The organism is Streptomyces sp. NPDC101160, assembly GCF_044768205.1.
GTDB lineage: Bacteria > Actinomycetota > Actinomycetes > Streptomycetales > Streptomycetaceae > Streptomyces.
This window is the reverse complement of the sequence record NZ_JBIWPJ010000014.1, coordinates 17,330-40,148: the sequence shown is the minus strand read 5'-3', so window position 1 is coordinate 40,148 and position 22,819 is coordinate 17,330. Positions and strand designations below refer to the sequence as shown.

Sequence of the window (22,819 nt, the reverse complement as noted above, 5' to 3'; positions counted from 1 at the left end):
GTCATCCCTCCCGGACGGCGAGCGCCGCCGTCAATGTCCTGTCCGCGGAAGTGCTCTCCCCGGAAGTTCCGTCCGCGGCCGTCAGCAGGCGGCCGTCGTACGAGCCGAAGGTCCCCGAGGCCCCGTCCCACACGGTGCGGCCGGCCCGCAGGGTGCGCTCGACCCGCCCGGTGAACGTCCAGCCCTCGTACGCCGACCAGCCGCATTTGCTCTCCACGTCGTGCGCCGAGAACATCCACGGTGTGTCAGGCGCGAAGACGACCAGGTCGGCGTCGGCACCGGCGGCGATCCGCCCCTTGCCGGGCAGCCGGAACAGCTCGGCCGGCACCTGTGCCAGGTGCCGCACCAGCCGGGTCACGGCGGTGTCCGGGTCCTCCTCGGGCCATCTGAGACGCATCCCCGTCCACACGGCCACCGCCAGCTCCTGCACACCGGGAAGACCCGGCGGCGAGGCGGCGACCGAGCGGGTCTTCTCGGCGACGGTGTGCGGGGCGTGATCACTGCCGAGCGTGGCGAGCTGACCGTTCGCCAGCGCCCGCCACAGCCGGTCCTGGTCCTCCTGCCCGCGGATCGACGGCGACAGCCGCGTCCGGGCGCCCAGCCGCCGGGTGTCCCGGTCGGTGAACGACAGGTGGTGGCCGGTGACCTCGAAGGTCACCGGGTATCCGGCGGCCTGCGCCGCGCACACCAGGTCGGCCTCCTCGGCGCTCGACAGGTGCAGGATGTGCGCCCGGGTGCCGTACCGGCGCACCAGCTCGACGACCTTGGCGACGGCGACGATGCCGCCGGTGCGCGGTCGGCGCCGCTCGTACTCCAGATAGCTGCCCGGCTCGCCCCACCAGGCGTCGAGGAGCGCGAACAGCCCGTCGTCCTCGGCGTGCAGGACGAGCTGTACCCCTCCCTCGGCCGCGGCGGCGAACGCCCTCTCCAGCACCGCCGGGTCGCGGACGACCGTGGGCGCCGTGTGATGGCCCGCCATGAACACCTTGGCACTCGTCGCCACCGACGGGTCGAGGTCCGCCAGCAGTTCGGGGCGCGTCGGGTCGAGACCGATGTGGAAGCGGAGGTCCACCAACGAACGGCCCTCCACCATCCGCGCCTTGTCGAACACCGCCTCCGGATCCAGCGTCGGTGGCACCGTGTTCGGCATGTCCATCACGGTGGTGACCCCGCCGCGGACCGCCGCGCGGCTGCCGTGCTCCCAGTCCTCCTTGTACGTCAGCCCTGGCGTACGGAAGTGCACATGGGAGTCGATGAGCCCGGGCAGCACGTAGTTCTCACCGGCGTCGAAGCGCTCGGCCGACGCGGGAGCCGTGTCGCTGTCCGAGACAGCGGTGATCCGGCCGCCGGAGACGAACACATGGCCCGGACGCACCCCGGACGGCGTCACCAGCTTCCGGCCACTGACGACGAGTTCGGGCACGGGAGTCAGCGGATCCATGACGCCGCCACCAGATCCCGGCACAGGTCGTTCGTCGGACCCATGAACGCGATGCCCCGCGCGTCGGCGAGCAGCCGCCCGACCAGGGCACCCTCGCGGTACCCGGCCGAGCCCATCATGCGAGCGACCTCCAGGCAGATCTCCTCGGCGGCCACGCTCGCGTGCAGCTTGCTGTGCAACGTGGCCAGACCCGGATCGGCCGAGCTTCGCGCGCCGGCCCGCTCCACGACGGCCCGCGCGGCCTCCAGCCGGGTCGCCAGCTCCACGAGCCGGTGCCGCACGGCCGGCAGATCCATCAGGCCATGACCACGGGCGTGACGGACGGCCAGGTCGAACGCGGCCTGGGCGATGCCGACGGACACCGTTCCCAGACTCGCCCCCGACTCCCGGACGCCCGCGATGACCGAGGCCGCCCCGCCCACCGGCCCGAGCCGGTCGGAGTCCGGTACGACGCAGCCGTCGAGGGCGACGAGCCCGGTGGCCGAGCCGCGCATGCCCGCGAGCTCAAGGCCGAGGTCCGGGACGATCCCCGGGGTGTCCGCCTCGATCAGGAAGAAGGTCTGCCCGTCCGCCCCGTACCCCTCGGTGGTGGCGGACGGCCGCGCCGTCTGCACCAGCACCAGGTACAGGTCGGCGACCCCGGCCCCGGTCGCGAACGTCTTCGAGCCGTCGAGGCGCCAGCGGCCGTCCGCGAGACGCTCACCGGTGCTGGCCAGGTTCCGCTTCGCCGCTCCGGCGCCGGTCTCGCTCCACGCCGAGGCCGCCAGCCAGGTGCCGTCGGCCAGCTTCGGCAGCCACCGACTCCGCTGTTCCTCGCTGCCCCACTCGGCGATCCGGGCGCTGACGGCGAAGTGCTGGAAAACGATGATCGCCGCCGACGGATTGACCGCCGCGATCTCCTCGACCACACGATTCACGGCCACCGCGTCCCCACCCGCGCCGCCGTGGCGGACCGGGACGGCCGTGCCCAGCAGACCGCTCGCGCGCAGCGCGGCCAGCGCCCGGGAGTCCGGCTCCCCGGCCGGACCGGACTTCTCGGCGGACTCGGACAGCTGGGCGCGCAGCTCGGCCGCCATCAGCGGCCTCACGCCGCTCCCGACAGGGCCAGGCATTGGGCGACCTCCTTGAATTGCAGGTGACTCAGGGGTGCCAGGACGAACGAGCCCTGGAAGGTGACGCGTTTGCGCGCGACGGTCGCCCACAGCAGGGCGCCCTCGTCCTCGGTCGCGCCGAGGCCCGAGGTGACCGCCGCGACGGCCGTCCGGCCACCGGTGGTGGTGATGTCGACGAGGCCGGTGTCGGCGCCGTTCTCGCGGGCGATGTCCCAGGGCACGGTCCCCGGGATCCGTACGGCTGTGCCGAGACAGACGACACCGGTCAGCGCGATCGACGGGTGCCAGCCCGGCACGGTCACCGCGCGGGCGGCGATCCCGCCGTCCTCGGCCGGCAGCACCGCCGCGATCTTGGGGAAGGCTCCGTCACGCGGCCAGCCGAGCCGGTCGGCGGCGGCGCCCCGGATCGACTCGAGCCGCTCGAGGAGGCCGTCACCGGCGGTGAACAGCGCCTTCTGGTCGGGCACGCCGAGGCGGCGCGCGTCCACGAACGCGTACGCGTTGGCGCTGGTGACGAGCGAGACCTCGACGCGCTCGCCGTCGGCCTCCAGCACGGTGCGCGGCCCCCCGTCGGGCAGCAGGTCGCCGAAGGCGACCGGGGACTGCTGGACGAAGGTGACCGTGAAGCGGGCCTCGTCCCGCTCGACCCGGTCGACCTCGCACACGACGCCGTCCCCGTTGTTGCGGACGTGCACACGGATCCGCGCGCCTGGCACCAGACGCGGCAGCATCCCCGAGCGGGACGCCGCCACTACCGCGGAAAGGATCGAATGACCGCACGAGCCGCGCAGGTCGAACCGGTCCGGCGCACCGGGAAGTGCCTGTACGAAGCGGTAGTCCAGGTCGAACATCGGGTGCGTGGACGGTTCGACCAGCGCGATCTTCAGCACATGGGCGCCGCCCGCGGACACCAGATAGCGGCGGGCCTCCGCCAGGTGCGCCAGCAATGCCTCGTCGTCGCGCGGCAGCCGCCCGGCGTCCAGCACGAAGGTCGGGCAGGGGCTGCCGGCCGCGTACGCGAGGTGCCCGATCACGCCGCCACCGCCAGCTGTCTGGTCCCGCCCGGCGCCCCGGCCGCGGTGAGGCGCCGCGCCGAGTGCCGGAACTGCTCCTCCCACACCTCGTGCACGAGCAGCGCCCACAGGGCCAGCGCGGCGGTGTCGTCGGGCCGTTCGGCCTGCGCGGTGAACAGGGCGTCGACGGCCTGCCCGTCCAGCCGCCCCGCGGCCGCGATCCGATCGGGGGTCAGGAGGTCCCGGGCGTACTCCCACAGGGACGTGCCGGGGCGCAGCATCGCCGTCACCGGCAGGGTGAACGGCTGCTTGGGACGGTTCAGCACCGGGTCGGGCAGCAGACCGGCAGCCGCCGCGTACAGCGTCCGCTTGACCTGCCCGCCCTGGATCCGCTGATGGTCGTGGAGCGCCCGGCCGAGCGAGACGATCGAACGCTGGCAGAACGGCACCCGGGCCTCCACCGAGGAGGCCATGCTCAGATGGTCGACACGGCGCAGATGGTAGGCCGGCAGCCGGTAGTCCAGTTCGAACCGGGTGATGCGCTCCAGTACCGTACCGGGGCCGTGCAGCAGATCCTCCCGGGCCGCCGCGGGCAGCGCCGGATCCATGGCGACATGGGTCCGGTAAGCGTCGGTGTACAGGCCGTCGCGCAGCGCGGCCGGCGCGGCGGACAGCGCGTCCAGATAGCCCGCGGACCAGTCGGCGCCCGTCGCCGCGCGCTCGGCCGCGACCCGCATCCGCTCGTAACCGCCGAACACCTCGTCGGCGGCGTCACCGGTCAGCGCCACCGTGAAGCCGGCGTCCCGCACCGCCCGGAACAGGGCATACGTGCTCAGCGCGATCGGGTCGGCGTTCGGCTGGCCCAGGTGCCACACCGTGTCTTCCAGCAGTTTCGGGAAGTCGGCCGGGTCGATCTCCACCTGGTGGTGGACCGCACGGGCACGCTCGGCCACCTCGCGGGCGAAGTGCCGCTCGTCGAACGGCCACACACCCCGGTAGGCGATGTTGAACGTGTGCACCGGGCCTCGCTCGGCCGCGAGCGCCGTGACCAGGCTGGAGTCCAGACCGCCCGAGGTGATCAGGGCGACGGGCACGTCGGCCACGAGCAGCCGGCCCACCTCGGAGCGCAGGGTGTGCCGCACCTGCCGCGCCGCGCTGAAGCCGTCGGCGATCCGCGCGTCGGGCACGTCCGCCGGCCGCCGCCGCACCCGGGGGGCACCGCCCAGCTCGCACACCCACGTGGTGCCCGGCTCCAGCACCTCCACGTCCTCGTACATCGTGCGCGTGCCGAACGGCGTACGCGTCGCGAGATACGCGTCCAGCGCCGACTCCCGCAGGCGGCCGCCGGTCCCGCCGAACCCCAGCAGCGCCGGGAGCTCCGAGGAGAAACGCAGGGAACGGTCGGCCGCGTCCCACCGGTAGTACAGCGGCTTCATGCCGATGTGGTCGGTGGCCAGCAGCAGCCGGGGCACTTCGCCGCGCGTGTCGAGCAGCGCCAGCGCGTACATACCGTCGAGATGCTCCGTGAACTCCTCGCCGTACTCCAGGTAGAGCGCGGGCAGCACCGAGCCGTCGCAGCGGTCCGGCAGCACGTGCCCGAGCCCTTCCAGACGGCGGCGCAGCTCCTCGTGGTTGTAGATCTCCCCGTTGAACACCACCTGCACCGGCCCGCCCCGGCCGTACGGCTGCTCGCCGCCGTCCAGGTCGACGACCGCCAGCCGGTTGTTGCCCAGGCCCCAGCCGGGCGCCCGGGACGTGCCCGTCGCGTCCGGGCCGCCATGCCTCTGGAGGGCGGCGACAGTCCGCATCTCGTGCGGCGTCGCCGGCGCGTTGAAGTAGCCGAAGATCCGGCACATGTCTGCCTGCCTTTGTGTGAGGAGACGGCGGATCAGCGGGCCGTCGACAGATAGCGCTCCCCGCTGTCGGGGAAGACGGTGACGACGGTGGCGCCCGCCCAGCGGGGGTCCGCCGACACGCTGCGGCTCGCCCAGGCCGCCGCCCCCGAGGAGACGCCGACCGCGAGACCGGTGGCGCGGGTGATCTCGCGGGCCGTGGCGGCGGCCGCCTCGTCCGGCACGGCGACGACCTCGTCCACCAGGGAGAGGTCGGTGATCTCCGAGACGTAGCCGGCACCGATGCCGGGGATACCGTGCGGCCCGGGCTCGCCCCCGGACAGCACGGCGCTGCGGGCCGGTTCGACGGCGACCACGTGCAGCGCGGTGCGCTCCTTCAGATAGCGGGCGGTCCCCGTCAGGGTGCCGCCCGTCCCGACCCCGCACACCAGCACGTCGACGCGACCGCCCGTGGCCTCCCAGATCTCCGGGCCCGTGGTCTCGTAGTGCGCCCGCACATTGGCCGGATTGCGGTCCTGGTGCGGAACCCACGAGCCGGGGATGGTGCGCTGGAGCTCCTCCGCGTACGCCCAGGCGGCCATCAGCCCGTCCCCGTGCGGCACGAGACGCACCTCCGCGCCCAGCTCATGGAGGATCAGCCGCCGTTCCTCGGTGGCGTTGTCGGGCATCACGATGATGCACCGGTGGCCTCGGCGGGCACACAGCGCGGCCAGTGAGATCCCGGTGCTGCCCGACGAGCACTCGATGACCGTGCCTCCGGTCGGCGGCAACTGACCCGACTCCTCCGCGGCCCGCACCATGAACAGCGCCGGCCGGTCCTTCACGCTGGAGAACGGATTGGCCATCTCCAGCTTGGCCAGCAGCCGCACCGATCCGGCCAGCCCCGGCAGCGGGACCTCCAGCAGCGGCGTACGCCCGACCAACTGCTCCAGCGACCCGGCCGGCGGTGCCACGGAGGCTTCCGGCTGCGGGCTGACGTGCGTCGTCATGGTCTTCCTCCCCCTCCTCTCCTGTGCGCCTCAGGCGCCGAGACCCCGCGCCGCGTCCAGGTGCGCGGCGGCAGCCTGCTGAAGGTGCGTGATGTCGCTGGAGACGGTGGCGAAGGTGAAGCCCTCGGCGAGCCGCTTCGCGGCGCTCTCACCGTCCAGGACGTGGATGCCGCAGGCGATGCCGTGCCGCCGGGCGGCGTCCGTGATCCGGACCAGCGCGGCCTCCAGCGCGTCCGCGGCCGCCGGGTCGCCGAACCAGCGCGCGCCGAGCGCGGCCGACAGATCGGCCGGTCCGACATACACCGCGTCGAGGCCGTCCGTCGCGCAGATGGCCTCCAGGTCGTCCAGCGCGGCCGCCGTCTCGATCATCACGATGCACGCGACGCGGTCGTCGATCTCGCCCGGCACGGAACCCAGCCGCAGTTCGGCCCGGACCGGCCCACCCAGGCTGCGCGTCCCCACCGGATGGTGCCGGCAGGCCCGCACCACGGTCCGCGCCTGCTCGGCGCTCTCGACCATCGGCACGACGACGCCGCGCGCCCCGGTGTCGAGCGCGATCCCGATCGCGACCGGGTCAGGCGACGGCACCCGGATCACCCCGGCGGAGCGGCCGCGGGCGTCCACCGCGAGCATCGCCGCCTGCCACCCGGGCTGGTGCAGCACACCGTGCTGGCCGTCCACGCCGATGTAGTCGTAGCCGAGGCCGGCGATCCGTTCGGTGCCGGCCGGGTTGTCCAGGGCGATCCAGTAGCCGATCAGGCGTTCCCGGCCGCGCAGCCGCGCGGCGAACGCCCCCGGCCCGGACGGCGAGGGAAGTCCGGTGCTCACTCGCCCTCCTTCAGGGCGTAGCTCTGCTTGCCGTCGAGGCCGAAGGGCACGTCGCCGGTGATGGACACCCGGTGCAGCACCCGCTGGTGGCGGCCGTAGTCGTTGACCGCGTAGTGCTGCGTGCTGCGGTTGTCGAAGATCAGCACGTCGCCGGGTCGCCAGGTCCAGCGGGCGGTGTTCTCCGGACGCCGTACGTACGACTGGAGGACATCGATGATCGGCCGGGACTCGCGCGGCTCCATACCGACCAGCCACTGCGCGAACCCGCCGAGGAACAGGCTCGGTTCACCGGACTCCGGATGCACCCGCACCACCGGGTGAGCGGTCTCGAACCGGCGGGCCAGGAACGCCGCGCGCACCTGCTCGCCGCGCTCGGTGCCCAGCCGCGGCTGCTCCGCGTGGTTGGTGTGCACCGCCCACAGCCGGTCGGCTATCTCCCGCAGCTCGGCCGGCAGGTCCTTGTAGCCGGCAGCCGCGTTCGCGACCATCGTGTCCCCGCCGTAGGGCGGCAGCACCACGCTGCGCAGGGTCGTCCCCAGCGACGGGGCGGTGGTGAAGCTGATGTCGGTGTGCCAGTGGTCGGCACGCTGGTCCTCCCCGTCGACCGGAATGACCTGAGGAGTGCCCTCGACCGTCCGCATCATCGGGTGGGTCTGAGTGAGCGGCCCGAACCGGCCGGCGAAGGCGAGCTGGTGCTCGTCGGTGATGTCCTGGTTCCGGAAAAACAGGACCTTGTGCTCCAGGAACGCCTCGTGAATCTGCCGGAAGACCGATTCCGACAGCTCGGTGGCGAGGTCGACGCCCGTCACCTCCGCGCCGATCTTTCCGCCGATCCTGCGTATGTCGAAGAGGGACACCAGCATTCCTTCCGAACGGGTCGGGAGCCCTGTGTCTCCCGTGACGGGCGGGCCGCGCGGGCATCGGGCGCGAAACGCCGGCCCGTCACGGGAGAAGAACCCGGCAGCGGCCGGACGGGACCGGCCGGGCAGGACGGCGACGATCACATCACGGGCCGGAAACGAAGACAACACGACCAGGAATTGCGACGCGACTTCACCAACTCGGTCCCGACAGGTGATACGGGTTCACGGGAAACGGTCGACTTGTCGAAGTCGTTCTTCCTTTCCCTCTCGCTCTTGTCGGCCCTCGGCTTTCCCGGGGAATCTCGAGCCGCCGCACCCGCGCCCTTGAACCGACTCTGCAGAAAAGGACCGCTGACATGCCGGTGATCACCGTCAACTGGTGGCAGGGCAATGACCGAGAAGCGCGAAGGGAGCTGGTGGCGGGCATCACGGACGTCGTCACCCGGGTCTCCGGATGCCCCGACGACACCGTCACCGTCATCGTCCGCGACGTCGCCCCGGACCACTGGGGCAAGGGCGGCACCCTCGCGGACGAGCCGCGCGCCCCACGGGGCCTGCGATGACCCTGCGCTCCCTGCACCCCAACATCCGGCTGCGGATCGCCGTCGGCTTCGTCCAGCGGCTGCTGTCCGTCATGCTGATGCCGCTGCTCGTCATCCACCTCGCGACCCTGTACGGCCCCGCGATCGCCGGTGTCCTCACCGTCTGCGTCGCCGCCGCCGGCATCGCCGCCAACTTCCTCGGCGGGCATCTCGCCGACGTGCACGGCCGCCGCCCCGTCATGGTGGTCGGCGAACTCGGCGCCACCCTCACCTTCGGCCTGCTCGCCCTGGCCAACTCGCCCTGGTGGACCTCCGGCCTCGCCACCTTCGTCCTGTTCCTGCTCAACACGTGCTGCTCGCAGCTGGCCACCCCGGCGGCCGACGCGATGATGGTCGACGTCTCCACCCCCGAGAACCGCCCGCTCGTCTACACGATCAACTACTGGTCGATCAACCTCGCCTTCACCCTCGGCGCGCTGCTCGGCGGATTCCTCTACGACGGCCACTTCCTCCAGCTGCTGACCGGCGCAGCCGCGCTCTGCCTGCTGACCACAGCCGTCATATGGCGCTGGATCAGCGAGACCGCGCCCCAGACCGGCAAGGCCGCCGCCACCGGACCCGCCGCGATGCTGCGCGGCTACCTCGCCGTCGCCCGCGACGGCATCTTCGTACGTCAGCTTGTCGCCGCCGCGCTGATCGCGGCCGTCGAGATGCAGATCGGCTACTACATCGCCGTACGCCTCGCTCGTGAGTTCCCCGAGCAGACGCTCCTGGCGGTGGGCGGCTGGAGCCTGGACGTCGACGGCGTCGCCATCCTCGGCGTCCTGCGGGCCGTCAACGCGGCCCTCGTCGTCGCCCTCATCCTCGTCGCGAAAGCGCTGCTCGCGCGCGCCTCGGAACGGGTCCGGCTGTACGGCGGCATCGCGGTCTTCACCATCGGCTACATGGTCTGGGCCGTCAGCGACGCGGGCTGGATACTCATCGCCGCCGCCGTCCTCCTCACCTTCGGCGAGATCGCCAGCGTCCCGGTGCGCCAGGCCCTCCTCGCCGACCTCATCGATCCCGCCGCCCGCACCAAGTACATGGCGGCGTACGCGCTCAACGCCCGGATCGGCCTGCTCGCCGCCGCCCTCTGCGTCACCCTCGGCGCCTTCGTCCCCGCCCTCGGCATGAGCCTGCTGTACGGGACGGCCGGCCTCGCCGCGATCCTTCTGTACCGGTCCCTGGTCGGAGCACGCGCCGCACGCGAGCCCGAGAAGCTCCCCGTCCCGGCTGCCTGACGTGACCAAGCAGCACCGGACCCGCGGCTCGTCGCGCGACTCGGCCAAGTCCGCTTGCCGGCCGGCCACGGCCGCGGATCAGATGCGCCCCAGAACCTGACGCCCAGCCAGGCCGTCAGCAACCCGACGTCACGCAAGAGCACAACGGCCACGCCGCCGCCTCGCGCGCCGCGGACGGCCACGCACAGCCAACCGCCCGACCAACGAGAGGAACCACCGTGTCCGCCGCCATCCACGTCCAGCCCGACACCGACTTCTTCCTGGAGCCCGACGCCACCGACCGCGCCCGCCACCGCGTCGAGGAGCTCATGGCGGACTTCCGCGCCGGCACCTGGACCCCGACCCGGCTCGAAGCCCGCGTCGCGGAACTGCTGCTCGCCTCGACCGCCAGCGACGGCCTGCTCACCTCCCGCCGCATCCGGGCTGCCCTGTGGGAGGGGAACATCACCCTGACCTACGAGAACGACGGCCGTTTCGCCCAGGTCCTCGGCGACCTCGTGCCCGTACTCGACGACCAGGAGCTCATCGCCCTCGACGTCGTCGACGCGGCCGGGGAGCTCGTCGGCGCCGTCGCCTCGACCGCCTTCGCCGCGGCCGCGGCCTGAACCCCTGTCACGCGTGCGGCCCGGCCGGAATCCTCCGGCCGGGCCGCACGCACGGAGGCGTCTCAGGCCGCCCAGGGCGCCATCGGGTACCAGATCAGGTCATGCCGGGCCAGCATCCGCACGTCCCAGTACAGGACCATGAACACGCCCGCCGCGATGAACGAGGCCGCCATCAGCGCCGACGCACGGCTCGGCCGCGCAGCCGTCCACCGGTGCAGCCGGTCCCCGAAGAAGCCCGTCACCAGCAGGAACAGCACCGCCACGACGAGGATGTTGCCAAGACTCTGCAGAGCGAACTCCAGCGCCGCGTACAACGCGTTGCGGCTTTCGGCGGCGTCCCGGAACAACTGACGGAACAGCGGGAAGGGACGCCCGATGAGGAAGGCCCCGATCAGGCCGCCCATGAAGTACATCGGCACGTCCGGGAGCTCCCGCGACAGCTTCGCCAGCGGATCGCGCACCAGCCCCAGCGCGGCCAGCCCCAGATACGTCATGACCAGGCCGATCAGCCCGTAGACCGTCATCGCCTGGATCAGCCGGCCGGAGAACCCGCTGCCCTGGCTCTGGTCGAACTGCGGCATGCTGGTCCCGGCCATCGCCACCATCATCCCGTACACGGCGGACACGACGACCGCGCCGAGCGCGAGCCGGCTCAGCGGGCGCAGCGCGGCGGCCATCCGGCCCCGACGGGAGGCCGACCCCGCGCCGGTCAAGGGCGCCAGCGCGCTGAAGACGGCCACGTTGCACGCCGTGAACGTGCCCGCGACACCGCTCGCCAGAGCGAACGCGATGCCCGCCAGAGCCCCCGCGATCGGAGTGCCCTTGGCGCTGTGACCCAGCAGCGTGTCCGCGACCGTGTCACCGATCGTCCGGTCGACGAACCGCGCCGACCACACCACCGTGAGCGCGAAGCCGAACAGCGCGCTGACCACGATGACCAGCGCACGACGGCGCGGCACATGACCGTTGAAGAAGAACGAGGAAGAGCGGGGAGCCGGGGCCTTCGCCCGCTCCGGCCCGGAGCGGGCAGGAGCGGGCCGCTGCACCGTCTGTGCCATGTCGTGTCGCCTTTCCACGAGGGGGGTGGGATGCGGCGTCACGCTAAGTCCGCGTGCCCGCCCCGCGACGCGGTGACGGCGTATTCAGCACGTCGGAAGAACCTCGCACGGCCTTCCGCGGCCACTTCGTGAGGTCGCCCGGCCGCCTCACCAGGGCCCGTGGGCGACATACCGGGCGTACGCCTCCACCTCCGCGGTGAGCCGCTCCGTCCCGGCGTAGGGCCGCGCCGCCGGATCGCTCTGCCACGCCGCGCCCGTCACGTCCGGCAGCAGCGCCTCGAAATTCCGCCACATCCACGCCCAGGCCGCGACCGGCCGGAACCGCCCCTGCCCGTCGATGCCCGCACCGACCTCGGCGGCGATGCTCTCCTTGACCACGTCACTCACCTCCGTGCTCCCGTCACCGGGCACACCGCGGCGGCCTCCGGTATCGCCGGAGCACACACGAACCGCACCCCCGTCAGTTCCTCCGACAGGCCCCACAGCTCGGCCTGCGCCGCAACGTCCCCAGAAGCCCGACTGGAGCGCGCCGGCACCGGCACGCCCCGGCTCTCGAAGCGTTCCGAGGGACCGAGGTAGGCACCGCCCGGCACGCCGGGGTCCGTGGCCGCCCGCAGCGTCGGCAGCGCCGCCTGCTCCGCGGGCTGGGCCAGCCACCGCAGCCCCGCCGCGACCACCGGCCGCAGCAGCGCAGGCGGGTCGCCGTGCCACAGCCCGGTCGGTGAGAGCCCCGGATGCGCGGCGAGCGAGGCGGTTGCCGCGCCCGCGGTGGCGAGCCGGTGCTGCAACTCTCGCGCGAACAGCAGATTCGCCAGCTTCGACCGCCCGTAGGCCGTCACCGACCGCCGTCCGGTCGCGGCTCGCGCCCGGTCCACGCCGAAGCCGCCGAAGCCCGCCCGGTGCGCCAGGCTCGCGACGGTGATGATCCTGGAGCCCGGCACCGATGTCATCAGGTCGAGCAGCAGGCCCGTGAGCGCGAAGTGACCGAGGTGGTTGACACCGAGATGGGCCTCGAAGCCGTCCTCGGTACGCCGGTACGGCGGGAACATCACCCCGGCGTTGTTGATCAGCAGGTCCAGCCGCCCGTGGCGTTCGCGCACCTCCTCCGCCGCCTCGCGTACGGAATCCAGAGACGCCAGGTCGAGGCGGACGACTTCCGTGCTGCCGCCGATGCGTGCGGCCGCGGCCCGGCCCCGTTCGAGGCTGCGGACGGCGAGCACGACATGTGCCCCGCGGGCCGCGAGAACCTGGGCCGTCTGCAGGCCGATGCCGGCGGAGGCGCCGGTGACCAGAGCGGTCCTGCCACTCTGGTCGGGAACGTGTGCGGGAGACCAGGCCATGGTGCCCTCCTGAGGCAGACAGCGCGGACGATACGGGCGTCAGCGCGCGGCGGCGTACCCGTGGTTGACGACGATCTCGGCCGCCACGTCGTAGAAGGACGGGTCGGACGGCACGGCGGTGGCGAGACCGTTCACGTACCGGTTGAACATCGCGAACGCCGCCGCGATCAGGACCGTGTCGTGTATGTGGGTGTCGGTCGCGCCCGCGGCCCGGGCGGCGGCGATCGCCTCGTCGGAGACCGGGGCCGCCTTCGCCTGCACCTCGGCCGCCACCTTCAGCAGCGCCCGGATCAGCGGGGTGACCGGCGCCGTGTCGGCGTCGGCGAGCACCGCCGCGACCAGCTCCGCCCCGCCGTCGAGCTGCGCGGCAGCGAACGCGCTGTGCGAACCGGCACAGAACGCGGTGCAGTTCAGGTTCGACACATAGGCGGCGATCAGCTCCCGCTCGCCCCTGCTGAGCGGTGAGGAGCCACTGCGCAGCAGCGTCTCGGCGAGTTCCGACAGCACCACGGCCGTGTCCGGGCGCTGGGCGAACAGCCCGCTGATGCCGGGAAGGTCGTTCGTGATCTCGATGTGGGGCACGGGTGCGTCCTTTTCTGCGGGAAAGAGGCGGGCGCTTCATGGTCGGAACCCGCAGGACGCACGGCCAACTCCCAGAGTGCGGACCTCTCTCCCCATCCTGGTCGATGCGCGGCCGGCAGGGGGGAGAGAGGTCCGCACTCAGAGAGAAGCGTCCCGGCGTGCGCTAGTCCAAGAATGAGAACGTGGCAAGGAACGCCTCGCGGCACGACGAGACTTGGGCAGATGGCGGAGCCGGTTCGGGCACCTCCGGCCGCCCCGCGTCATGCCTCGGTCGGGTACGTCAGCCGCCAGTCGCCCAGAGCCGCGGACACCGCCAGAGCCCGCAGGCACACGGCACGGCACTGCCGCACGGCGCTCGCCTCGCTCGCGGCCAGCACGAACACGGCACCCCGGGCACCGGCCCGGCTCGTGTGCACCCGTACGTGCTCCAGGCCGTCGTCCGGCCCGCACACCGCCCACAAAGCGGCCAGCAGGGCATCGGAGGACAGCTCCGGCGCTCGCGGCGGCTTGGCGAAGGCGAACTCGACGAGGTGCACGCACCGAGTGTGCCGCACACCACCGGCCCCGCCCCCGACCCGGCGAGGCCACGAACATGCCGTGGCACGCATGTGCCCCGGCACCCACACACGACCGCGGGGGGAAGCTGATGCTGCGCGTACTCGGACTCGAATCCGGCACGGAGGCCGTCTACCGGCTGATGCTGGAGCACCCCTCCTGGGGCGTGGACCGCCTCGCGGAGGCGCTCGACACCGACCGCCCCACCGTCACCGCCGCCCTCGACCGGCTCGCCGACCTCGCGCTGCTGCGCTCGGCGGCCACGGCCGGCACCCCTTGCGGCGCCTCGCGGCTCGTGCCGCCCAGGGCCGGACTCGGCGCCCTCCTGGAGCAGCGCCAGGCCGAACTCGCCCGTACCCAGATGGAGATCGACGCGAGCCGCGCCGCGGTCGCCGACCTCATCGCCGACTACACCGCGCTCGGCCGGAACCCGGAGGCGGGCGGCGTGGAACGCTTCACCGGCGCCGACGCCGTCCACCGGCTGAACGCCGACCTCACCGCCCAGGCCCACGGCGAGTTCCTTGCCCTCGCACCCACCACGGCGTCCGGCGACGGCCCGTGGGAGATCGACGTTCCCCTCCACCTCGACCTGCTCGCCCGGGGCGTGCGCGTCCGAGTCCTCCACCTGGACAGCACCGACGGCACGCCCGAGCGCCGCCGAGCCGTTCGGCAGCTGGCGCAGGCCGGCGCCGAGATCCGCACCCTGCCCGCACTCCCGCTGCACCTGCGGATCGTCGACGGCACGAGCGCCGTCCTGCCACTGGACCCGCACGAGCCCGCATACGGTGCCGTCCTGCTGCGCGAGCCCGGCGCCCTGGCCGGTCTGCGTGCCCTGTTCACATATCTGTGGGACGAGGCGACCCCCCTCACGGACGCGGACGCGGACGCGGACGGCGAGGCAGGTGAACCAGGCGCGTACTCACCGCAGGAGCGCGCGCTGCTGCGGTTCCTCGCCGAGGGACTCACCGACGAGGCGGCGGCCCGCAGGCTCGGCATTTCCCTGCGCAGCGAGCGCCGCATGATTTCCGGCCTCGCCGAACGCCTCCGTGCCCACAGCCGTTTCCAGCTCGGCCTCCAGGCCGCCCGTAGCGGCCTCGTGTGACACAACAATGTCAGGGACATTCTGTGCCACGGAAAAGTACTGACAGCACTCTTGAAGCCGTGTCAGAGTAATTTCCAGAACGAGCCAGAAGGCAAACGAATCCCCGCCGGCTGGACCGCTCGATTCCAACAGAATGCCCCAGCTGCGCCTTCCCTTCCCTGAAGGTGCGGTATCCCAGCAGAAAATCCCGCCGCCCCAGCGGGAGAACACCGATGAACACACCAGAAAGGAATTCCCGTCATGGAGAACGAGAAGAACCTCGTCATGGAGATCCTCGAGGACGACAACTACGACTTCGAGGCCGAGTTCAGCCCGCGTCAGGACGTCGGCCACTGAGGCCCGCACCGTAACGCGGCCGGTCGTCCTTCCCCAGGACAGCCGGCCGCGTCGGCCGTTTCCCCGAACGAGTGGTGAGTTGGATGAGCATCGACACGAAGACCTGGAATGCGTTCGCGACGGGCCACGCCCCGGACTTCGCCCGCACCGTCTTCCTCCCCGGCCTGGTCACCGACCCCGGACACCTCGCCCGGCTGATCGACGACAGCCTGCGCACGGCCACCCGCGGCGCGCCCGGCGACCTGCGCCTGCGTGCCTTCCGCCCCGGCGCGTTCGACTACCGGCTGACCAAGCGGTTCGTGGACACGCCCCTCGCCGACGGCGAGAGCGCCGTCGCATGGCTGGCCCGCACGGCAGACAGCGCCGAGGAGTGCCTGGCCGTCAACGACATCGCCTCCTGGAATCTCGACCTGGCCGCAGAGATCGCCCGGCTCGTCGGGGAGCTCGTCACCGACGGAACCCACGAACTGCCGTCGGGCACCGACGTGTACACCTTCGTCGCCCACTCCGGATGGACCCCGTTCGGCATCCACAAGGACTCCGAGCCGTCGCTGATCTTCCACCTCGGACCGTCCCCCAAGGAGGTCTGGGTCTGGCACGACAACCCGTTCGACGCCTCCGGCATCACCCCCAGCCCGTCGTTCGGCCGCATCACCTTCGACATCGAGGACCACCTGGGCTCCGCCGAGCGCTACCTGCTCCAGCCCGGCGACTTCCTGTGCATCCCGCAGGACACCTACCACGTGTTCCGCAACCTCGGCCCCTCCGCGTTCCTCGGGCTCACCCTCTACCCGGTCAAGACCCGGTCCCTGATCACCGAGGCCCTGTGGCGTGCCGCCGGCCCGGCCGAGCCCGTCGACCCCTACCCGGCCGCCGCATCGGTCACCGACCGCGCCCACGCCGTCCTCGACGCCCACACCGGCTCCCTCGCCGACCGCGTCGCCCACGAGCTCACCCTCGGCCAGCTCCGCCTGCGCACCAACGGCTACGTCAGCCGCCCCCACCAGGACGCCCTTCCCCGTACGATCCCGGCGCCCGACACCATGCTGCGCTGGGCCCTGCCCGGCGCGCTCACCGTCGCACCCCGTCACGACGGCACGGGCACCACCCTCGTCGCCCGCGGCCGCACCCTCACCGTCCCGGAGGCCGCCGACTTCACCGCCCTGGAACAGGCGACCGCCTCGGACACCCCCTTCACCCTCGACGAGCTCGCCGCCACCCTTCCCGCGGGCCTCGCGCCGGAGCGCCGCGCGGAGATCGCCCGCACCCTCTACGCCGTGGGGGCGGTGATCGCGCCATGACCGGCTTCGACGCCTTCGCCCACGCCCGCGCGCTCCTCACCGGCCTCGGCGACCAGGAGCCACCCGGCGGCGGCGTCCGCCTCTACGAGCCCGCCGGAGAAGGCGCCCAGCAGTCCGCCGACGAGGCCCTGCTCGCCGGCGTCTGGTCCGCCCTCGCCCGGCCCGGCGCGCTCGCCACCAACTTCCGCCTCGTCGAGTCCGGCCGCCAGGTCGACCGCAGCCGGTGGATGCGCTCCCGCGTCGGCGACGGCGAGGTCCTGCACACCACCCTCGTCCCCGCCTACCTCCACAGCGCCGTCGAACGCGGCGCGACCCTCGTCATCAGCCACCTCGAGGCCCTCGACGAGCGGGTCATGCTGTGGTGCGAGGCCCTCGAATACCTGCTGCGCGCCCGCGCCTGGGTCAACTGCTACATCACCGCCGGCGAGACGTCCGCCTTCGACGTCCACAGCGACGACCACGACGCCCTCATCCTGCAGCTCCTCGGCCGCAAGCACTGGGAGGTCGACACCCGCGTCGGTGCCCGCGCCGGCGACCTGGCCCCCGGCAGCCTCGACCGTGTCCTCGCTCCCGGCATGTGCCTGTCCGTGCCGCGCGACACCGCCCACCGTGTCTCCGGCACCGGCGAACTCACCGTCCACCTCACCGTCGGGTACGAGCCGTTCGCCGACGTCCGCGAGGAGGCCCGCGCCGCCCACGAACTCGTCGGCCACACCGCCCCGGACCCCGACCCCGAATGGCTCGCCGCGCGACTGGCCCTGCGGCCCGACCGCCGGGCCGGCGCGTCCCTGCGCAGCGTCCTGACCGGCGAGGTCGGCGCCGCCACCCGGATCCGCTGGGCCAGCCGCTACCCCCCGTACGTCACCGTGGACGGCGACCGCCTGACGGTCACCACCATGGGCCGCCGTATCCGCCTCGACCGCCGGCTGGAACGCACCGTGGCCCTCCTGGCCCGCGGCGGCGTCCTGACCTTCGGCGAACTGGCCGCCGACAGCGACCTGCCCGACAGCGATGTACGTGCCCTGGTCGCCTTCGGTGCCCGCCATGACTTCCTGATCTGCGAAGGATGACCCGCCTGTGCCCACCGCCACCCTCAAGGACCAGGCCGCGATGCTCCGCGAGCGGCGCTTCGCGACGTTCTTCACGGGCCACGTCGTCTCCAAGCTCGGCGACGCGGCGGTCCCCGTCGCGTTCGCCCTCGCCGCGTACCAGGTCTCGCACTCGGCGGCCGGACTCACCTGGGTCCTGCTCTCCCTGTGGGCAGCCCGCTTCTTCCTCGTCGCCACCGGCGGCCGGCTCGCCGACCGCTTCAACCGGGTCAAGGTGATGATCGGCGCCGACCTGCTGCGCCTGACCGCGCAGGGCGCGCTCGCCGTCGTCGCGGTCAGCCCGCTGCCGCTGCACAGCTGGCACCTGTGCGTGTCCGCCGCCCTGTACGGCGCGGGCACCGCCCTCTACAACCCCGCGCAGATCGGCCTGACCCCCGAACTCGTCGCCGAGGACCGGCTCCAGCGCGCCAACGGCCTGCTCTCCCTCGTCGCCGACGTCAGCTTCCTGCTCGGCCCCGTCCTCGCGGGCGTCCTGATGAGCACCCTCGGCTTCTCGTGGGTCCTCTGGCTCGACGTCGTGTCCTTCGTCGTCAACCTCGTGTGCCTGACGCGTCTGGCCCGCCTGCACGTCCCCGCCCGCCGGGCCACCATGACCACCGACATCGCCGCAGGCGCCGCCGCCGCTTCCGGGCCGGACGACACCGACACCCGCTTCCGCGCCGGATTCGCGATCATGGCCCGCTACCCGTGGTTCTCCTTCGGCATGGCCCTGTGGTTCGTCGTCTCCCTCGGCATCGGCCTGACCGCCGTCGCCGGACCGGTCATCGCCGTCGAATCCCTCGGCGGCGCCGGCGCCTGGTCGATTCTCGCGACCTGCCTGGCCGTCGGCTCGCTCCTCGGATCCATCGCCGTCATGTCGACGGCGAAGCAACACCCGTGGAAGGCGGCAGCCGTCGTCGTCACCCTCGGCGCCGTCGTACAGTTCACCGCGCTGACCCTGCGCCAGGAACTGCCCACCGCCGTCCTCGGCGCCTCGTTCGCCCTGTGCGCCCTGACCACCGCCGCCTGCGGCATCGTGTGGGACACCACGTACCAGAGCGAGATCCCCGAGCGGTACCTGTCCCGACTCGGCTCCGTGGACAACTTCGTCAACGCCGCCGGCGTCCCCGTCGGCATGCTCCTCGGCGGCCTGTTCGCCGACCACTACGACATCCTCTTCCTCGGCGTCAGCGCGCTGCTCGTCCTGCTCTGCGTCCCTGCCGCCCGCCTTGCCGGACACGGAAGGAAAGCGACCGCATGAACCTCGGCACCCTCCTCGCCACTCCCGCCACCAACCCCGACGCCCACGTCCACTCCCGCGGCGACCGCTATGTCGTCATCGACGACCTGCTGCCCGAGGCCGACTTCGCCGCCACCACCGAAGCATTCGCCGGCATCCGCCTCAAGCCGGTCCTGAGCACCATCGACCCGGTGTACGACGGCTTCGCCTACCGAGGCGGCGAGGACAAGCAGCGCCTCGCCGACACCGACGACGACGCCCCGCGCTGGCAGCGCGCCGTCAAGGAACAGATCCGCGCCCACCTCGACCTGCTGGCCGCCCCCGGCCGGACCGAGGACCTCTCCCTCACCCTCAGCGCCTGGGGCTACCCCGCCGGATCCCGCCTGAGCTGGCACAACGACGCCGGTGCCGGCCGCATCGGCGCCTATGTCTACTTCACCCACCCCACCTGGGACACCGACTGGGGCGGCGGCCTCGCCCTCATCGACGAGGAATCCCGCCCCGGCGCCGCCGACGGCGCCGCCCTCGTCCACTCCACCAGCCACCCGGCGCTCATCCAGCCCCGCCCCAACCGCCTGGTCGTCTTCCGCGCCCACACCATGCACGCCGTCCAGCGCGTCGACACCACCGCCGGCGACCGCCTGCGCCGCACCTACACCGGCTTCATCACCGAGGACACCCCATGACCGACACCCTCACCGCCCCGGCCGCCCTCACCCGGCTCGGCTGGACCGAAGCCGACGCCCACCACGCCACCGGCACCACCACCCCCGCCCGAGTCGTCGTCCACCACGGCACCGTCTGCGAGGTCCTGCGCCCCGAAGACGACGGCACCCTCACCGCGCACACCGCCCCCATCGCGCCCCACGTGACCGTCACCCCCGTCGCCGGCGACTGGGTCGCACTCGGCGACGACGGCCGCGTCCACGCCGTCTCTGCCCGCCGCGCCGTCCTCACCCGCGCCGGCGCCGCCGGTCACGGCCGGCAGACCCTCGCCGCCAACATCGACACCGTCCTCGTCGTCGTCCCGCTCGCCGGCGGCCTGAGCGCCACCATGGTCGAACGCCTCTCCGTCATGGCCTGGGACAGCGGTGCACAGCCCGTGCTGGTCCTCACCAAGAGCGACACCACCGACGACGCGGGCGACCAGGACGCCGCGACCGCCGAACTCCTCAGCCCCGGCATCCCCGTGATCCCTGTCAGCGTCCGCACCGGCCACGGCGTCGACACCCTGCGCAGCCACCTGGGCCCCGGCACCACAGCCGTCATGCTCGGCCCCTCCGGCGCGGGCAAGACATCCCTGCTCAACGCCCTCGAAGGCACCACCGAAGCCGTCGCCGACATCGGCCGGGCCGGCGGCCGGCACACCACCACCACCCGCCGCCTGCACCTCCTCACCTCCGGCGGAGTCCTCCTCGACATCCCCGGCATCCGCTCCCTGGAAGTCGCCGCCGGCCAAGACGCCGTCGACGACGTCTTCACCGACATCGCCGGCCTCGCCGCGCACTGCCGCTACACCGACTGCGGCCACGACGGCGACGGCGGCTGCGCCGTCGAAGACGCCGCGCGCACCGGCGCCCTGCCCGCCGCGCGCCTCACCACCTGGCGCAAGCTCCAGGGTGAGATCGCCTACCGGCGGCGGCGCGAGGACCCCGCCGAGATGGCCGACATGCGCCGCCAGTGGAAGGCCGTCAGCAAGCAGGCCCGTCACGGCGGACGGCGCTGAACACCAACGAATCTCCGCACAACGGAAGTTGGCCGAGTCGCAACCACATGCCCACGATGAGGCACCACCACCCCACCCAGCAAAGGACGCTCCGGTGCCGCACATCGAGATCGCCAGCGACCTCCCGGGCATCAGGGGACTGATGTCCGACCGCCCTGACACGGCCGTCCCCCTCAACGCCCTCGCCGACGCCCTGCTGCGCGGCCCGTCCCCCCTCACCCGCGGCGAACGCGAACTGATCGCCGCCTACGTCTCCGAGCTGAACGCCACCCGCTTCTGCGCCGACACCCACGGCGCGGCCGCCGCCGCACAGCTCGACGGCGGCCCCGACCTCGTGAAGGCGGTCCAGAACGACCCGGACACCGCGCCCGTCACCCCGCTGATCCGCGCACTGCTGTGGGTGGCCGCCGAAGTGCAGGCCGAGGCCGCCCCCGTCTCCGACGAGACCGTCGCCGCCGCCCGCGCCGAGGGCGCCACCGACGACCACATCCACGACACGGTGCTCATCGCGGCCGCGTTCTGCATGTACAACCGGTACGTCAGCGGTCTCGCCACCGCGATACCGGCCGAGCCCGGCTACTACGAGGAGGCGGGCCGCCGGATCACCACCCACGGCTACGCCGCCGCCGTGTGAGGAGGAAACCACCGCCATGTCCGCGTCCGCGCACTCCTCGAAGGCGCACCGCCGCGCCGTCACCGCCACCGTCGTCGGCAACTTCATCGAATCCTTCGACTGGCTCGGCTACGGCCTGTTCGCACCGCTGTTCGCCGCCCAGTTCTTTCCCTCCGGCAACGCCTTCACCTCCATCCTCGGCGTCTTCGCCGTCCTCGGCGTCGGCGTCCTCATGCGCCCCCTCGGCGGCATCCTGCTCGGCCGCTTCGCCGACCGCCGCGGCCGCCGCCCCGCCCTCATGCTCGCCGTCTCCCTCATGGCGGGCGGTTCCCTCCTGATCGGCGTGACCCCCGGCTACGCGCACGCCGGCCTGCTCGCCCCCGTCCTGCTGCTCCTCGCCCGCATGGCGCAGGGCGTCTCCCACGGCGGTGAATGGCCGGCCGCGGCCGCTTATCTGATGGAGGTGGCACCCGAGCGCCGCAAGGCCACCTACGGCAGCCTGTTCTCCCTGACGACCTGCGCGGGCGCTTTCACCGCCGCCCTCCTCGGCGGTGCTCTCACCGCCGCCCTGGGGCCCGCTGCCATGACCGCCTGGGGCTGGCGCGTCCCGTTCCTCCTCGGCGGCGCGCTCGGCCTGGTCCTGCTGGTGCTGCGCAGCCGGCTCGCCGAGACCGAGGTGTTCAGGCGAGAGGTCCAAGGGCGCCGCGACCGCGGCTCCCTGCGTCAGGTCCTCGGCGCCCACCGCCGTGGTCTCCTGCTCGCCGTCCTGTTCGTCGCGGGCAGCGGCGCCGTCGGCGGCACCTGGACCGCGGTCGTTCCCGCGCTCGGCGGCCGTCTCGCCCCGCCCGGAACGATGTTCTCGGTCGCCGTGACCGCCACGGCCCTGATGCTGGTGCTCAACGTGCCCATCGGCCTGCTCGCCGACAAGATCGGCGCCGCGCGTCTCCTCGTCGCCGCCAGCGTCCTGTTCGCCGTCACCGGCTCCGTCTCGTACCTGACGATGACCGGCACCTTCGCCAGCCTGCTGTTCACCTACGGCTCCGGCGTCGTCTACCTCGTCTGTGCGACGACCGTGCTGCCCAAACTCCTCACCGGGATCTTCCCGCCCGAGGTCCGGGCCCTGGGCACCGGCCTGCCGAACGCCGTCACGGGCGCCGTCCTCGGCGGCATCGGGCCCGCCGCCGCGGCCTACGCCGCCGAACACGACGCGTCCGCCTGGTTCGTCGCCGGCATGATGACCGCCGTCCTCATGTCCGTCCCGGCGTCCCTGCTCGCCCGCCGCCGTGCGGCGCTCGACACGACCCGCGCCGGCGAGCAGGTTCTCGCCGCCTGAAGCGGAACGCCGGCTCCTC

Annotated in this window: 23 protein-coding genes; 11 read left to right on the top strand and 12 right to left on the bottom strand. The window is 72.7% G+C overall.

The genetic code is table 11. The features are described from left to right. Position 1: 1 nt before the first annotated feature. Genes ACIRSU_RS34885 through ACIRSU_RS34855 form a run of 7 tightly spaced genes read right to left on the bottom strand, consistent with a single transcriptional unit; the run spans position 2 to position 8,093 of the window. Positions 2 to 1,441: a dihydroorotase family protein gene (locus tag ACIRSU_RS34885; RefSeq protein ID WP_403801130.1), complete on the bottom strand. Its 1,440-nt coding sequence runs from the start codon at positions 1,439 to 1,441 to the stop codon at positions 2 to 4. After that, positions 1,429 to 2,529, bottom strand: a complete 1,101-nt coding sequence (locus ACIRSU_RS34880; protein ID WP_403801340.1) for an acyl-CoA dehydrogenase family protein — start codon at positions 2,527 to 2,529, stop codon at positions 1,429 to 1,431. Before ACIRSU_RS34880 ends, ACIRSU_RS34885 begins: the two co-directional genes overlap by 13 nt. After that, positions 2,526 to 3,587 carry a PrpF domain-containing protein gene (locus ACIRSU_RS34875; RefSeq protein ID WP_403801127.1) on the bottom strand — a complete coding sequence of 354 codons (1,062 nt, stop codon included), beginning with the start codon at positions 3,585 to 3,587 and terminating at the stop codon, positions 2,526 to 2,528. Before ACIRSU_RS34875 ends, ACIRSU_RS34880 begins: the two co-directional genes overlap by 4 nt. After that, entirely contained in the window at positions 3,584 to 5,422 is a 1,839-nt protein-coding gene (gene asnB, locus ACIRSU_RS34870) for an asparagine synthase (glutamine-hydrolyzing) (protein WP_403801125.1), read from the bottom strand. The genes ACIRSU_RS34875 and asnB overlap by 4 nt, the downstream gene beginning before the upstream one ends. A 32-nt stretch (positions 5,423 to 5,454) precedes the next feature. Continuing rightward, positions 5,455 to 6,408, bottom strand: coding sequence for a PLP-dependent cysteine synthase family protein (locus ACIRSU_RS34865; RefSeq protein ID WP_403801122.1), 954 nt, complete (start codon positions 6,406 to 6,408; stop codon positions 5,455 to 5,457). Between the two features lie 30 nt (positions 6,409 to 6,438). Further along, on the bottom strand, positions 6,439 to 7,236 hold the full coding sequence (locus ACIRSU_RS34860) for an HpcH/HpaI aldolase/citrate lyase family protein (RefSeq protein ID WP_403801120.1): 798 nt from the start codon (positions 7,234 to 7,236) through the stop codon (positions 6,439 to 6,441). Further along, on the bottom strand, positions 7,233 to 8,093 hold the full coding sequence (locus ACIRSU_RS34855; protein WP_403801118.1) for a TauD/TfdA dioxygenase family protein: 861 nt from the start codon (positions 8,091 to 8,093) through the stop codon (positions 7,233 to 7,235). Before ACIRSU_RS34855 ends, ACIRSU_RS34860 begins: the two co-directional genes overlap by 4 nt. Positions 8,094 to 8,455: 362 nt before the next feature. Here ACIRSU_RS34855 and ACIRSU_RS34850 point away from each other — a divergent pair, with 362 nt between their 5' ends. From ACIRSU_RS34850 to ACIRSU_RS34840, 3 genes are all read left to right on the top strand, one after another. After that, positions 8,456 to 8,662, top strand: coding sequence for a 4-oxalocrotonate tautomerase family protein (locus ACIRSU_RS34850; protein WP_403801115.1), 207 nt, complete (start codon positions 8,456 to 8,458; stop codon positions 8,660 to 8,662). Beyond that, a complete protein-coding gene (locus ACIRSU_RS34845; protein WP_403801114.1) occupies positions 8,659 to 9,921 on the top strand; it encodes an MFS transporter in 1,263 nt (420 codons plus the stop codon). The genes ACIRSU_RS34850 and ACIRSU_RS34845 overlap by 4 nt, the downstream gene beginning before the upstream one ends. A 218-nt stretch (positions 9,922 to 10,139) precedes the next feature. Beyond that, positions 10,140 to 10,526 carry a hypothetical protein gene (locus ACIRSU_RS34840; RefSeq protein WP_403801112.1) on the top strand — a complete coding sequence of 129 codons (387 nt, stop codon included), beginning with the start codon at positions 10,140 to 10,142 and terminating at the stop codon, positions 10,524 to 10,526. Between the two features lie 62 nt (positions 10,527 to 10,588). Here the strand turns inward: ACIRSU_RS34840 and ACIRSU_RS34835 are convergent, their stop codons facing one another. The 5 genes from ACIRSU_RS34835 to ACIRSU_RS34815 all read right to left on the bottom strand — a co-directional run bounded on the left by ACIRSU_RS34835 (position 10,589) and on the right by ACIRSU_RS34815 (position 14,042). Further along, positions 10,589 to 11,584: a hypothetical protein gene (locus ACIRSU_RS34835; RefSeq protein ID WP_403801111.1), complete on the bottom strand. Its 996-nt coding sequence runs from the start codon at positions 11,582 to 11,584 to the stop codon at positions 10,589 to 10,591. A 147-nt stretch (positions 11,585 to 11,731) separates the two neighbouring features. Continuing rightward, positions 11,732 to 11,971: a hypothetical protein gene (locus ACIRSU_RS34830; protein ID WP_403801108.1), complete on the bottom strand. Its 240-nt coding sequence runs from the start codon at positions 11,969 to 11,971 to the stop codon at positions 11,732 to 11,734. Beyond that, positions 11,968 to 12,924 (bottom strand): oxidoreductase, encoded by a 957-nt coding sequence (locus ACIRSU_RS34825; RefSeq protein ID WP_403801105.1) that lies wholly within the window; start codon positions 12,922 to 12,924, stop codon positions 11,968 to 11,970. Before ACIRSU_RS34825 ends, ACIRSU_RS34830 begins: the two co-directional genes overlap by 4 nt. A 39-nt stretch (positions 12,925 to 12,963) precedes the next feature. Further along, positions 12,964 to 13,506, bottom strand: coding sequence for a carboxymuconolactone decarboxylase family protein (locus ACIRSU_RS34820; protein WP_403801104.1), 543 nt, complete (start codon positions 13,504 to 13,506; stop codon positions 12,964 to 12,966). Positions 13,507 to 13,766: 260 nt separating this feature from the next. Then, on the bottom strand, positions 13,767 to 14,042 hold the full coding sequence (locus ACIRSU_RS34815; RefSeq protein ID WP_403801101.1) for a hypothetical protein: 276 nt from the start codon (positions 14,040 to 14,042) through the stop codon (positions 13,767 to 13,769). Between the two features lie 110 nt (positions 14,043 to 14,152). Here ACIRSU_RS34815 and ACIRSU_RS34810 point away from each other — a divergent pair, with 110 nt between their 5' ends. The 8 genes from ACIRSU_RS34810 (at position 14,153) to ACIRSU_RS34775 (ending at position 22,800) form a co-directional block, all read left to right on the top strand. Further along, a complete protein-coding gene (locus ACIRSU_RS34810; protein ID WP_403801099.1) occupies positions 14,153 to 15,163 on the top strand; it encodes a helix-turn-helix transcriptional regulator in 1,011 nt (336 codons plus the stop codon). Between the two features lie 419 nt (positions 15,164 to 15,582). After that, entirely contained in the window at positions 15,583 to 16,800 is a 1,218-nt protein-coding gene (locus ACIRSU_RS34805) for a cupin domain-containing protein (protein WP_403801097.1), read from the top strand. Continuing rightward, positions 16,797 to 17,870 carry a JmjC domain-containing protein gene (locus ACIRSU_RS34800; RefSeq protein WP_403801094.1) on the top strand — a complete coding sequence of 358 codons (1,074 nt, stop codon included), beginning with the start codon at positions 16,797 to 16,799 and terminating at the stop codon, positions 17,868 to 17,870. Before ACIRSU_RS34805 ends, ACIRSU_RS34800 begins: the two co-directional genes overlap by 4 nt. A gap of 7 nt (positions 17,871 to 17,877) precedes the next feature. Next, entirely contained in the window at positions 17,878 to 19,149 is a 1,272-nt protein-coding gene (locus ACIRSU_RS34795; RefSeq protein WP_403801091.1) for an MFS transporter, read from the top strand. Beyond that, complete coding sequence (locus tag ACIRSU_RS34790; RefSeq protein WP_403801088.1) at positions 19,146 to 19,814, top strand: 2OG-Fe(II) oxygenase; 669 nt, start codon at positions 19,146 to 19,148, stop codon at positions 19,812 to 19,814. The genes ACIRSU_RS34795 and ACIRSU_RS34790 overlap by 4 nt, the downstream gene beginning before the upstream one ends. Further along, on the top strand, positions 19,811 to 20,854 hold the full coding sequence (rsgA, locus tag ACIRSU_RS34785) for a ribosome small subunit-dependent GTPase A (RefSeq protein ID WP_403801085.1): 1,044 nt from the start codon (positions 19,811 to 19,813) through the stop codon (positions 20,852 to 20,854). Before ACIRSU_RS34790 ends, rsgA begins: the two co-directional genes overlap by 4 nt. A 94-nt stretch (positions 20,855 to 20,948) precedes the next feature. After that, on the top strand, positions 20,949 to 21,488 hold the full coding sequence (locus tag ACIRSU_RS34780) for a carboxymuconolactone decarboxylase family protein (protein WP_403801083.1): 540 nt from the start codon (positions 20,949 to 20,951) through the stop codon (positions 21,486 to 21,488). A 16-nt stretch (positions 21,489 to 21,504) separates the two neighbouring features. Next, positions 21,505 to 22,800, top strand: coding sequence for an MFS transporter (locus tag ACIRSU_RS34775; protein ID WP_403801080.1), 1,296 nt, complete (start codon positions 21,505 to 21,507; stop codon positions 22,798 to 22,800). The last annotated feature ends 19 nt before the right edge of the window (positions 22,801 to 22,819 follow it).

What these genes read in the sequence shown, in the direction of transcription:
- ACIRSU_RS34885 (WP_403801130.1), bottom strand. Translation starts at nt 1,441, where the DNA reads ATGGATCCGCTGACTCCCGTGCCCGAACTCGTCGTCAGTGGCCGGAAG.
- asnB (WP_403801125.1), bottom strand. Translation starts at nt 5,422, where the DNA reads ATGTGCCGGATCTTCGGCTACTTCAACGCGCCGGCGACGCCGCACGAG.
- ACIRSU_RS34865 (WP_403801122.1), bottom strand. Translation starts at nt 6,408, where the DNA reads ATGACGACGCACGTCAGCCCGCAGCCGGAAGCCTCCGTGGCACCGCCG.
- ACIRSU_RS34850 (WP_403801115.1), top strand. Translation starts at nt 8,456, where the DNA reads ATGCCGGTGATCACCGTCAACTGGTGGCAGGGCAATGACCGAGAAGCG.
- ACIRSU_RS34845 (WP_403801114.1), top strand. Translation starts at nt 8,659, where the DNA reads ATGACCCTGCGCTCCCTGCACCCCAACATCCGGCTGCGGATCGCCGTC.
- ACIRSU_RS34835 (WP_403801111.1), bottom strand. Translation starts at nt 11,584, where the DNA reads ATGGCACAGACGGTGCAGCGGCCCGCTCCTGCCCGCTCCGGGCCGGAG.
- ACIRSU_RS34825 (WP_403801105.1), bottom strand. Translation starts at nt 12,924, where the DNA reads ATGGCCTGGTCTCCCGCACACGTTCCCGACCAGAGTGGCAGGACCGCT.
- ACIRSU_RS34810 (WP_403801099.1), top strand. Translation starts at nt 14,153, where the DNA reads ATGCTGCGCGTACTCGGACTCGAATCCGGCACGGAGGCCGTCTACCGG.
- ACIRSU_RS34805 (WP_403801097.1), top strand. Translation starts at nt 15,583, where the DNA reads ATGAGCATCGACACGAAGACCTGGAATGCGTTCGCGACGGGCCACGCC.
- ACIRSU_RS34800 (WP_403801094.1), top strand. Translation starts at nt 16,797, where the DNA reads ATGACCGGCTTCGACGCCTTCGCCCACGCCCGCGCGCTCCTCACCGGC.
- ACIRSU_RS34790 (WP_403801088.1), top strand. Translation starts at nt 19,146, where the DNA reads ATGAACCTCGGCACCCTCCTCGCCACTCCCGCCACCAACCCCGACGCC.
- rsgA (WP_403801085.1), top strand. Translation starts at nt 19,811, where the DNA reads ATGACCGACACCCTCACCGCCCCGGCCGCCCTCACCCGGCTCGGCTGG.
- ACIRSU_RS34775 (WP_403801080.1), top strand. Translation starts at nt 21,505, where the DNA reads ATGTCCGCGTCCGCGCACTCCTCGAAGGCGCACCGCCGCGCCGTCACC.